This window comes from Kitasatospora sp. NPDC057512 (genome assembly GCF_042802135.1).
GTDB lineage: Bacteria > Actinomycetota > Actinomycetes > Streptomycetales > Streptomycetaceae > Kitasatospora.
Window position 1 is genome coordinate 1 of record NZ_JBHVET010000223.1, and the last position, 11,315, is coordinate 11,315.

The 11,315-nt window shown below is 77.4% G+C and carries 1 protein-coding gene; it reads left to right on the top strand.

Features of this window, described 5'->3' with window-relative positions:
• Positions 1 to 11,271 (top strand): SDR family NAD(P)-dependent oxidoreductase (locus ACFU6K_RS16910; protein WP_380663758.1); only part of this gene is annotated, 11,271 nt, incomplete at its 5' end.
• Positions 11,272 to 11,315 lie beyond the last annotated feature (44 nt).

Sequence of the window (11,315 nt, forward strand, 5' to 3'; positions counted from 1 at the left end):
TCGTACGTCCGCGAGGGCGCCTTCCTGTACGGGGCCGCGGAGTTCGACGCGGGCTTCTTCGGGATCAGCCCGCGCGAGGCACTGGCCATGGACCCGCAGCAGCGGCTGCTGCTGGAGACCTCCTGGGAGGCCATCGAGCGGGCGGGCATCGACCCGCGGTCGCTGCGCGGCAGCCGGACCGGCGTCTTCGCCGGCACCAACGGGCAGGACTACGCGGCGCTGGTGACCAGGGCCCCGGAGGCGGCCGAGGGGTACCTGGCGACCGGCATCGGCGCCAGCGTGGTCTCCGGCCGCATCTCCTACACCTTCGGCCTCGAGGGCCCGGCGGTCACCGTGGACACCGCCTGCTCCGCCTCGCTGGTCTCCCTCCACCTCGCCGTCCAGGCGCTCCGCCAGGGCGAGTGCTCGCTCGCCCTGGCGGGCGGGGTCACGGTGATGTCGACCCCGCTGTCCTTCGTGGAGTTCTCCAAGCAGCGCGGGCTCGCCTCGGACGGGCGCTGCAAGGCGTTCGCCGAGGCCGCGGACGGCACCGGCTGGGGCGAGGGCGCCGGCATGCTGCTGCTGGAGCGGCTCTCCGACGCCCGCCGCAACGGGCACCCGGTGCTCGCCGTGGTCCGCGGCAGCGCCGTCAACCAGGACGGCGCCTCCAGCGGGCTGACCGCGCCCAACGGCCCCTCCCAGCAGCGGGTCGTCCGCCAGGCCCTGGAGAACGCCCGGCTCTCCACCACCGACGTGGACGCCGTCGAGGCGCACGGCACCGGCACCCGGCTGGGCGACCCGATCGAGGCCCAGGCCCTGCTGGCCACCTACGGGCAGGACCGTGAACGGCCGCTGCTGCTGGGCTCGGTGAAGTCCAACCTCGGGCACACCCAGGCCGCCGCCGGGGTGGCCGGCGTGATGAAGATGGTGCTGGCCATGCGGCACGGCCTGCTGCCGCGGACCCTGCACGTGGACGCGCCGTCCTCGCAGGTGGACTGGACGGCCGGGTCGGTCGAGCTGCTCACCGAGGCCCGGGAGTGGCCGCAGACCGGGCGTCCGCGCCGGGCCGGGGTCTCCTCCTTCGGCGTCAGCGGCACCAACGCCCACGTCATCCTCGAACAGGCCCCGGAGGAGCGGCCCGCCGAGGAGACGACCGAGCGGCCCGCCGGGGAGACCCCCGCCCCGGGCGCGCTCCCCTTCCTGCTCTCCGCCCGGACCGGCCAGGCCCTGCGCGACCAGGCCCGCCGCCTGCGCGAGCACCTGGACACCGCCCCCGCCGACCCGGCCGACCTCGGCCTCTCCCTGGCCGTCTCCCGCACGCAGTTCGCCCACCGCGCGGCCGTGGTCGCCGAGGACGGCGCCGAACTGGCCGCCGCCCTGGAGGCGTTCGCGGCCGGCGAGGAGCCCGCCCGGCTGGTCTCCGGCACGGCCGACGTGACCGGCAAGACCGTCTTCGTGTTCCCCGGCCAGGGCTCCCAGTGGGTCGGGATGGCCGTCGAACTCCTCGACACCGAGCCGGTGTTCGCCGCACGCATCACCGAATGCGCCGACGCGCTGGCCGAGTTCACCGACTGGAAGCTGATCGACGTCCTCCGTGGCGCCGAGGGCGCCCCCGGCTACGACCGGGTGGACGTCGTCCAGCCCGCCCTCTGGGCCGTCATGGTCTCCCTCGCCGCCCTCTGGCAGGCGTACGGCGTCCAGCCCGACGCCGTCATCGGCCACTCCCAGGGCGAGATCGCCGCCGCCACCGTCGCCGGCGCGCTCTCCCTCCAGGACGGCGCCCGGGTCGTGGCCCTGCGTTCCCAGGCCATCACCGCCATCGCCGGGGCCGGCGGCATGGTCTCCGTCGCCCAGCCCGCCGGGGAGATCGACCTCACCCCCTGGCAGGACCGAATCTCCGTCGCCGCCGTCAACGGCCCCTCGTCCACGGTCGTGGCCGGAGACGCCGACGCCCTGGACGAACTCCAGGCCGCCCTCGACGCCCGGGGCGTCCACGCCCGCCGCGTCCCCGTCGACTACGCCTCGCACTCGGCCCACGTCGAGCGGATCCAGGACGAGCTGCTCACCCTGCTCGCCCCCGTCGCCCCCCGGACCTCCGAGGTGCCGTTCTACTCGACCGTGGACGACGCCTGGCTGGACACCGTCCGGCTGGACGCCGCGTACTGGTACCGCAACCTGCGCCGGACCGTCCGGCTGGAGGAGGCCGTCCGCGCCCTCGCCGCCGACGGCCACGCCTTCTTCGTCGAGGTCAGCCCGCACCCGGTGCTCGCCTCCGCCGTGCAGGACACCCTGGACGCCGCCGAGGCCACCGCCGTCGCGGCCGGCACCCTGCGCCGCGACCACGGCGGCCCCGCCCGGTTCCGCTCGGCGCTCGCCGCCCTGCACGTCCGGGGGCGTACGGTCGACTGGCCGGCCGTCTTCCCCGGCGCGCGGCGGACCGACCTGCCCACCTATCCCTTCCAGCACGAGCGGTACTGGCTGGAGACCACCGCCTCCAACGGGGACGCCGTCGACCTCGGCCTCGGCTCCGCCGACCACCCGCTGCTCGGCGCCTCGCTCACCCTCGCCGACGGCGACGGCCTGCTGCTCACCGGCCGGCTCTCGCTGCGCACCCACCCCTGGCTGGCCGACCACGCCGTGCTCGGCTCGGTCCTGCTGCCGGGCACCGCCTTCCTCGACCTGCTCGTCCACGCGGGCGACCAGGCCGGCTGCGACCGGGTCGACGAACTCGCCCTGGAGAGCCCGCTGGTGCTCCCGGAGAGCGGCGGGATCGCCCTCCAGGTGCGGGTCGGCCCGGCCGACGAGAGCGGCCGGCGCGAGGTCACCGTCCACTCCCTCCGGGAGGACGCGCCGCTGGACGCGCCCTGGGTCCGGCACGCCAGCGGCTGGCTCGCCCAGGCCGCCGCGCCGGCCGCCGCCGAGGACCTGACGGCCTGGCCCCCGGCCGGCGCCACCGCCGTCGACCTGGACGGCTACTACGAGCGGCTGGCCGCGGGCGGTCTCGGCTACGGCCCGGCCTTCCGCGGTCTGCGGGCGGCCTGGCTGGACGGCGACGACATCTACGCCGAGGTCCGACTGCCCGAGGAGCAGCGGACCCGGGCCGAGCGCTTCGGACTGCACCCGGCGCTGCTGGACGCCGCCCTGCACGCGCTGGGCTGCGCCGTGGACGGCGACGAGGGCCTGAACCTGCTGCCGTTCGCCTGGAGCGGGGTGACCCTGCACGCCTCCGGTGCGGCCGAGCTGCGCGTGCGGCTCAGCCGCACCGGCCGGGACAGCGTCTCGCTGCTGGTCGCCGACCAGGCCGGCGCCCCGGTGGCGACCGCCGACTCCTTCGTGCTGCGCCCGATCGGCGCCGTCGGCGCGGCCGCCCGGCCCGCCACCCCCGACGCGCTGTTCCGGATCGACTGGACCGCCGTCCCGCTGCCCGAGGACACCGTCGAGCCGTACCGGACCGACGACCTGGACGCGCTGCCCGCCGAGGTGCCGGCCGTCGTCCTGGTCCCGGTCGAGGCACCGGCCGACGGCGGCACCGCCGAGCAGGCCCGGGCCGTCACCCACCGGGTGCTGGAGCTGCTGAAGGCCTGGCTGTCCGAGGACCGCTTCGCGGCGTCCCGGCTGGTCCTGGCCACCGGCGGCGCGGTCGCCGCCCACCCCGGCGAGGCCGTCACCGCGCTGGCCTGCGCCCCGCTGTGGGGCCTGGTCCGCTCCGCCCAGTCCGAGAACCCGGACCGGATCGTCCTGGTCGACCTGGACGGCACCGCCGCCTCGGCCGCCGCGCTGCCCGCCGCCCTCGCCACCGGCGAGCCCCAACTCGCCCTGCGCGAGGGGACGGTGCTGGCCGCCCGGCTGGCCCGCGCGGCCTCCTCCGGCGCGCTCACCCCGCCCGCCGGCTCGCCCTGGCGGCTGGACACCACCGGGCGCGGCACCCTGGACAACCTCGTGCTGACCGCCTGCCCGGACACCCTGGAGCCGCTCGCCCCCGGCCACGTCCGGGTCGCCCTGCGCGCCGGCGGCCTCAACTTCCGCGACGTGCTCAACGCGCTCGGCATGTACCCGGGCCAGGCCGGCCTGCTCGGCAACGAGGGCGCCGGCGTCGTCCTGGAGGTCGCCGAGGACGTCACCGGACTCGCCCCCGGCGACCGGGTGATGGGCATGTTCGCCGGGTCCTTCGGCACCACCGCGGTCACCGACCACCGGCTGCTGGTCCGCATCCCCCGGGGCTGGGACTTCACCGAGGCCGCGTCCACCCCGATCGTCTTCCTCACCGCCTACTACGCGCTGAAGGACCTGGCCGTGCTGCGCCCCGGCGAGTCCGTCCTGGTGCACGCCGCCGCCGGCGGCGTGGGCATGGCCGCCGTCCAACTCGCCCGCCACCTGGGCGCCGAGGTGTACGGCACCGCGAGCCCCGGCAAGTGGGACGCGCTGCGGCCGCTCGGCCTGGACGACGCCCACCTGGCCGGCTCCCGCACGCTGGACTTCGGCCGCGAGTTCCTGGCGGCCACCGGCGGCCGCGGCGTGGACGTCGTGCTCAACGCGCTGGCCGGGGAGTTCGTCGACACCTCGCTCGACCTGCTGCCCCGCGGCGGCCGGTTCGTCGAGATGGGCAAGACCGACATCCGGGACGCCGAGGAGGTCGCCGCCCGGCACCCCGGCGTCGCCTACCGCGCCTTCGAGCTGTTCGAGGCCGGCCCGGAGCGGATCGCCGGGATGCTCGCCGAGCTGGTCGACCTGTTCGAGGCCGGCGTGCTGCGGCCGCTGCCGATCACCACCTGGGACGTCCGCCGCTCGGTCGACGCCTTCCGGTACGTCAGCCAGGCCCGGCACACCGGCAAGGTCGTGCTGACCGTGCCGCCCGCCCTCGACCCGGACGGCACCCTGCTGATCACCGGCGGCACCGGCACCCTCGGCTCCCTGCTCGCCCGCCACCTGGTCACCGAGCACGGCGTCCGCCACCTGCTGCTCACCAGCCGGACCGGCGCCGACGCCCCCGGCGCGGCCGACCTCACCGCCGAACTCCGCGCCCTCGGCGCCACCGTGACCCTCGCCGCCTGCGACGCCGCCGACCGCGACCGGCTCGCCGCCGTCCTCGCGGAGATCCCCGCCGCGCACCCGCTCACCGGCGTGGTGCACACCGCCGGGGTGCTGGACGACGGCGTGATCGGCTCGCTCACCCCGGAGCGGATCGACGCGGTGCTGCGGCCCAAGGTCGACGGCGCGCTCAACCTGCACGAGCTGACGCTCGACCGGGACCTGGCCTGCTTCGTCCTGTTCTCCTCCGCCGCCGGTGTGCTCGGCGGCGCGGGCCAGGGCGGCTACGCCGCCGCCAACACCTTCCTGGACGCGCTCGCCCAGCACCGCCGGGCCCGCGGCCTGGCCGGCTCCTCGCTCGCCTGGGGCCTGTGGGAGCAGCGCAGCAGCATGACCGGGCACCTGGACGCCCGGGACGTCGAGCGGATGAGCGAGGGCGGCATGACCCCGCTCGGCTCGGAGCTCGGCATGGCCCTGTACGACGCGGCCGCCCTGCTGGACGAGCCGCTGCTGCTGCCCGCCGACCTCGACCTGTCCGCCCGGCGCGGCCGGGGCCCCGTTCCGGCGCTGCTGCGCGGCCTGCTCCGGGCCCCGGCCCGGCGCAGGGCCGAGGCGGTGTCCGGGCCGAGCGGTTCGGCGCTGACCCGCAGGCTGGCCGCCCTCCCCGAGGCGGACCGTACGGAGCTGCTGCTGGACCTGGTCCGCGGCCACGCGGCCTCGGTGCTCGGGCACGGCTCGGCGGAGGCGATCGACGCGGACCGCGCGTTCAAGGACCTCGGCTTCGACTCGCTGACGGCGGTGGAGCTGCGCAACCGGCTCAGCACCGCGACCGGGCTGCGCCTGCCCGCCACCCTGGTCTTCGACCACCCGAGCCCGACCGCGCTCGGCCGCCACCTGCGCGCCCGGCTGCTCGACGAGCAGGCCCCGGCGACCGCGGGCCCGGCCACGGCCAGCGGCACGACGGCCCGGGACGGCGACCAGGACACCATCGCGATCGTCGCGATGGGCTGCCGCTACCCCGGCGGGGTCGGCTCGCCCGAGGACCTGTGGCGGCTGTTGCGGGCCGGCGGCGACGCGCTGAGCGGCTTCCCGGCCGACCGCGGCTGGGAGCCCGGCGGCCAGGGCGGGTTCCTGTACGACGCGGCCGAGTTCGACGCGGCCTTCTTCGGCATCAGCCCGCGCGAGGCCCTCGCCATGGACCCGCAGCAGCGGCTGCTGCTGGAGACCTCCTGGGAGACCTTCGAGCGGGCGGGCATCGACCCGGCCTCGGTGCACGGCACCCGGGTCGGCGTGTTCACGGGCACCAGCGGTCAGGACTACGCCTCGCGGCTGCGCCGCGTCCCCGGCGAGGTCGAGGGCTACCTGGGCAACGGCAGCGCGGCCAGCGTGATCTCCGGCCGGGTGGCGTACACCTTCGGGCTGGAGGGCCCGGCGATCACCGTGGACACCGCCTGCTCCTCCTCCCTGGTGGCCCTGCACCTGGCGGCGGCCGCGCTGCGCCGCGGCGAGTGCGACCTGGCGCTGGCCGGTGGCGTGGCCGTGATGTCGACGCCCGGCCTGTTCGCCGAGTTCGACCGCCAGGGCGGCATGTCGGCGGACGGCCGCTGCAAGGCCTTCGCCGCCTCCGCCGACGGTACGGGCTTCGCCGAGGGCGTGGGTGTGCTGCTGGTCGAGCGCCTGTCGGACGCCCGCCGCAACGGGCACCCGGTGCTGGCGGTCGTCCGGGCCACCGCGATCAACCAGGACGGCGCCTCCAACGGCCTCACCGCCCCCAACGGCCCCGCCCAGGAACGCGTCATCCGCGAGGCGCTGGCCGCCGCGAGCCTGGCGCCGGCCGACGTGGACGCCGTCGAGGCGCACGGCACCGGCACCCGGCTCGGCGACCCGATCGAGGCCAACGCCCTGCTCACCACCTACGGCCAGGACCGCGAACTGCCGCTCCAGCTCGGCTCGTTGAAGTCCAACCTCGGGCACGCCCAGGCGGCCGCAGGGGTCGGCGGCATCATCAAGATGGTGCTGGCGATGCGCCACGGGGTGCTCCCCCGCACCCTGCACGTGGACGAGCCCACCCCGCACGTCGACTGGACGGCCGGATCGGTCGAGCTGCTCACCGAGGAGCGGGAGTGGCCCGAGACCGGCCGCCCACGCCGGGCCGGCGTCTCCTCCTTCGGGATCAGCGGCACCAACGCCCACGTCATCGTCGAGCAGGCCCCCGAGGAGCAGCCCCCGCCGGCCGCGCCGACCGGGCACGGCGCCCTGCCGTTCCTGCTGTCGGCCCGCTCCGAGCAGGCGCTGGCCGCCCAGGCCGAGCGGCTGGCCGCCTTCCTGGCCGAGCGCCCGGAGGCCGTCCTGCCGGACCTCGCCCACTCGCTGACCACCGCCCGGGCGGCGCTGCCGCACCGCGGCGCGGTGGTCGCCCGGGACCGGGAGGGCCTGCTGGCCGGCCTGGCGGCCCTGGCCGCGGGCCGCGGCCTGCGCGGCACCGCCGCGACCGGCAGGACCGCCTTCCTCTTCACCGGCCAGGGCGCCCAACGCCCCGGCATGGGCCGGGAGTTGTACGAGACCTACCCGGAGTTCGCGGACGCCTTCGACGCCGTCTGCGCCGAGCTGGACCAGCACCTGGAGCGGCCGCTGCGCGAGGTGGTGTTCCAGCAGGGCGAGCTGCTCGACCGGACCGGCTGGACCCAGCCCGCCCTGTTCGCCGTCGAGGTCGCCCTCTACCGCCTGGTCGAATCCTTCGGCCTGACACCGGACTTCGTCACCGGCCACTCGGTCGGCGAACTGGCCGCGGCCCACGTCGCCGGGGTGCTGTCGCTGGCCGACGCCGCCCGCCTGGTCGCCGCCCGCGGCCGGCTGATGGAGCGACTTCCCTCCGGCGGTGCGATGGTGGCGGTCCGCGCCACCGAGGAGGAGGTCCGGCCGCTGCTCACCGGGCAGGTCTCGCTGGCCGCGGTCAACGGCCCCGAGGCCGTGGTGATCGCCGGGCCGGAGGAGCCGGTGCTGGCCGTCGCCGCCGTGCTCGCCGAGCGCGGGCGCAGCACCAGGCGGCTGCGGGTCAGCCACGCCTTCCACTCGCCGCTGATGGACCCGATGCTGGCGGAGTTCCGCGCCGTCGCCGGGTCGCTGACCTACCACCAGCCGCGGATCCCGCTGCCGGCCGAGGTCACCGACCCCGAGTACTGGGTGCGGCACGTCCGCGAGGCCGTCCGCTTCCACGACACGCTGCTCGCGCTCGCCGACCGGGGCGTCACCACCTTCCTGGAGCTGGGCCCGGACGCGGTGCTCACCGCGGCCGGCCGGGAGAGCCTGCCCGGCTCCGGGTTCGCGCTGATCGCCGCCCAGCGCCGGGACCGGCCTGAGGAGCAGTCGCTGGTCGAGGCGCTGGCCGCGCTGCGGCTGCGCGGCGCCGCGGTCGACTGGTCGCGGCTGCTGCCCGGCGCCCGCCGGACCGAGCTGCCCACCTACGCCTTCCAGCGCGAGCGGTACTGGCTGGAGGACGCCGGGGGCCCGGTCGGCCTGGCCGGGGCCGGACTCGGCTCGCCGGAGCACCCGATGCTCGGCGCCATGGCCGAACTGGCCGACGGCACGGGCTTCCTGTTCACCGGTTCGCTCTCCGAGCGGACCCACCCGTGGATCGCCGAGCACGGGGTGATGGGCCGCACCGTCGTCCCCGGCGTCGCCTACGCCGAACTGGCCCTGCACGCCGCCGAGCAGGTGGGCTGCGACCGGGTCGAGGAGATCACCCACCTCGCGCCGCTGGTCCTGCCGCGCACCGGCAGCGTGCTGCTCCAGCTGCGGGTCGGCCCGGCCGACGCCGCCGGCCGGCGCCCGCTGGCCGTGCACTCGCGGCCGGAGGACGCCCCCGAGGGCGAGTGGACCCACCACGCCGACGCCGTGCTCGGCACCGGCGCCGCCGCCCCGGGCTTCGACCTCCGGGCCTGGCCGCCGGCCGGCGCGGAACAGGTCGACCTGACCGGCTTCTACCGGCGGGCCACCGAGACCGGCTTCGCCTACGGGCCGCTGTTCGCCGGCCTGACGGCGCTCTGGCGGCGCGGGGACGAGGTCTTCGCCGAGGTCGCGCTGCCCGAGGAGGGCCGTACGGCGGCCGCCCGGTTCGGCATCCACCCCGGCATGTTCGACGCGGTGCTCCAGGCGATGGCCGCCTCCACCCTGCTGGAGCGGATCTCCACCGACGAGGCCCCGCACGGCCGGCTGCCCTTCGCCTGGACGGGCGTCGAGCTGTACGCCTCCGGCGCCGCCGCCGTCCGGGCCCGGCTCACCCCGGCCCGCGCCGGCGGGGTGGCCTTCGCCATCGCCGACGCCACCGGTGCGCCGGTCGCCTCGGTGGAGTCCCTGGTGATGCGCCCGGTCTCGCCGGAGGCGATCACCGGGGCAGGCACGGGCGGCCGGGACGCGCTCTACCGGGTCGAGCCGGCCGAGCTGCGGCTCCCGGCGGCCCCCGCCACGGCCGACTGGGCCGTGCTCGGCGAGCCGGCCTTCGGCCTGCCGGGCCGGCCGCACCTGGCCGCCTTCGACGCGGCCGCCCCGCACACCGTCCTGGTCCCCTGGCCGGCCCTGGCCGAGGGCGAGGGCCCGCTCGCCGAGCGGGTGCGCGCCGCCACCGGCCGGGCCCTGACCCTCCTCCAGGAGTGGCTCGCCGACCAGCGGTTCGCCGACTCCCGGCTGGTGTTCGTCACCCGGCACGCGGCCGGGGCCGACCTCCGGGACCTCGTGCACGCCCCGCTCTGGGGCCTGGTCCGCTCGGCCCAGGCCGAGCACCCCGGCCGGTTCGTCCTGGTCGACCTGGACGGGGACGAGGCCTCCGCCGCCGTCCTGCCCGCCGCGCTGGCCACCGACGAGCCCCAGCTGGTCGTCCGCCGGGGCACGGTGTCCGCACCCCGGCTGGCCCGGGCCGGCGCCGGTGCCGACGCGACCGGCGAAGCCGCCGCCCCGGCCCTGCGCCCGGACGGCACGGTCCTGGTCACCGGAGCCACCGGTGCGCTCGGCCGGCTGGTCGCCCGCCACCTGGTCACCGCGCACGGCGTCCGCCGCCTGCTGCTCACCAGCCGCAGCGGCCCCGACGCCCCCGGCGCCGACGACCTCGCCTCCGCACTCACCGCGCTCGGCGCCGAGGTCACCCTCGCCGCCTGCGACGCGGCCGACCGGACGGCCCTGGCGGCGCTGCTCGCCGCGCACGACGTCACCGCCGTGGTGCACACCGCCGGTGTGCTCGACGACGGCGTGCTCGACGCGCTCACCCCCGAGCGGGTCGCCGCCGTCCTGCGCCCCAAGGTGGACGGCGCGGTCAACCTGCACGAGCTGACGGCCGGCCGGGACCTGGACGCCTTCGTCCTGTTCTCCTCGGTCGCCGGGGTGCTCGGCGCCGCCGGACAGGCCGGCTACGCCGCCGCCAACACCTTCCTGGACGCGCTCGCCCGCAGCCGCCGCGCCGACGGCCTGCCGGGCACCGCGATCGCCTGGGGCCCGTGGCTGCTCGACGACCCGGCGCACGCCGGCATGGCGGGCGGGCTCGGCAGGGCCGACCTCGGCCGGCTGGCCCGCGGCGGGATGGCGCCGCTCCAGGCGGAGCAGGGCCTGGAGCTGTTCGACGCCGCCCGGTGCGGCGCCGACCCGCTGGCCGTCGCGGTCCGGCTGAACCCGGCCGCCTTCCGGGGCGGGGAGGTGCCGCCGATGCTGCGCGGCCTGGTCCGCGCCCCCGGCCGGCGGGCCGCCGAGACCGGCGACGGCCAGGACCCGGCCCGCCGGATCGCCGGCCTCACCGGGGAGCACCGGACCCGGGCCCTGCTCGACCTGGTGCGCACCCAGGTCGCGGACGTGCTCGGACACGCCTCGGCGGAGTCCGTCCAGGCCACCCGGGCGTTCAAGGAGATCGGCTTCGACTCGCTGACCGCCGTGGAGCTGCGCAGCCGACTGCACGAGGCGACCGGGCTGCGGCTGCCGGCCACCCTGGTGTTCGACTACCCGACCCCGGCCGCGCTGGCCGGCTTCCTCGACGGGCGGCTGCCCCGGGAGGGCGCGCCGCGGGAGGAGCCGGTCCTCGCCGAGCTGGACCGGCTGGAGGCCGCCCTGGAGCGGCGGCTGGCGGACGGCCACGCGCTCGACGGCCTGTCGCCGCGCCTGCGGGCCCTGCTCGACCGCCTGGACGGCCCGGACGCCGCCGCGGCCCGCCTGGCCGGGGACGACAGCGACCTCGACGCCGCCTCCGACGACGAGCTCTTCGCCCTCGTCGACTCCCTGGACTGATCCAGCAACCCCCGCGCCGCCGGGCCGGCCCCCTTCCGGGGCAC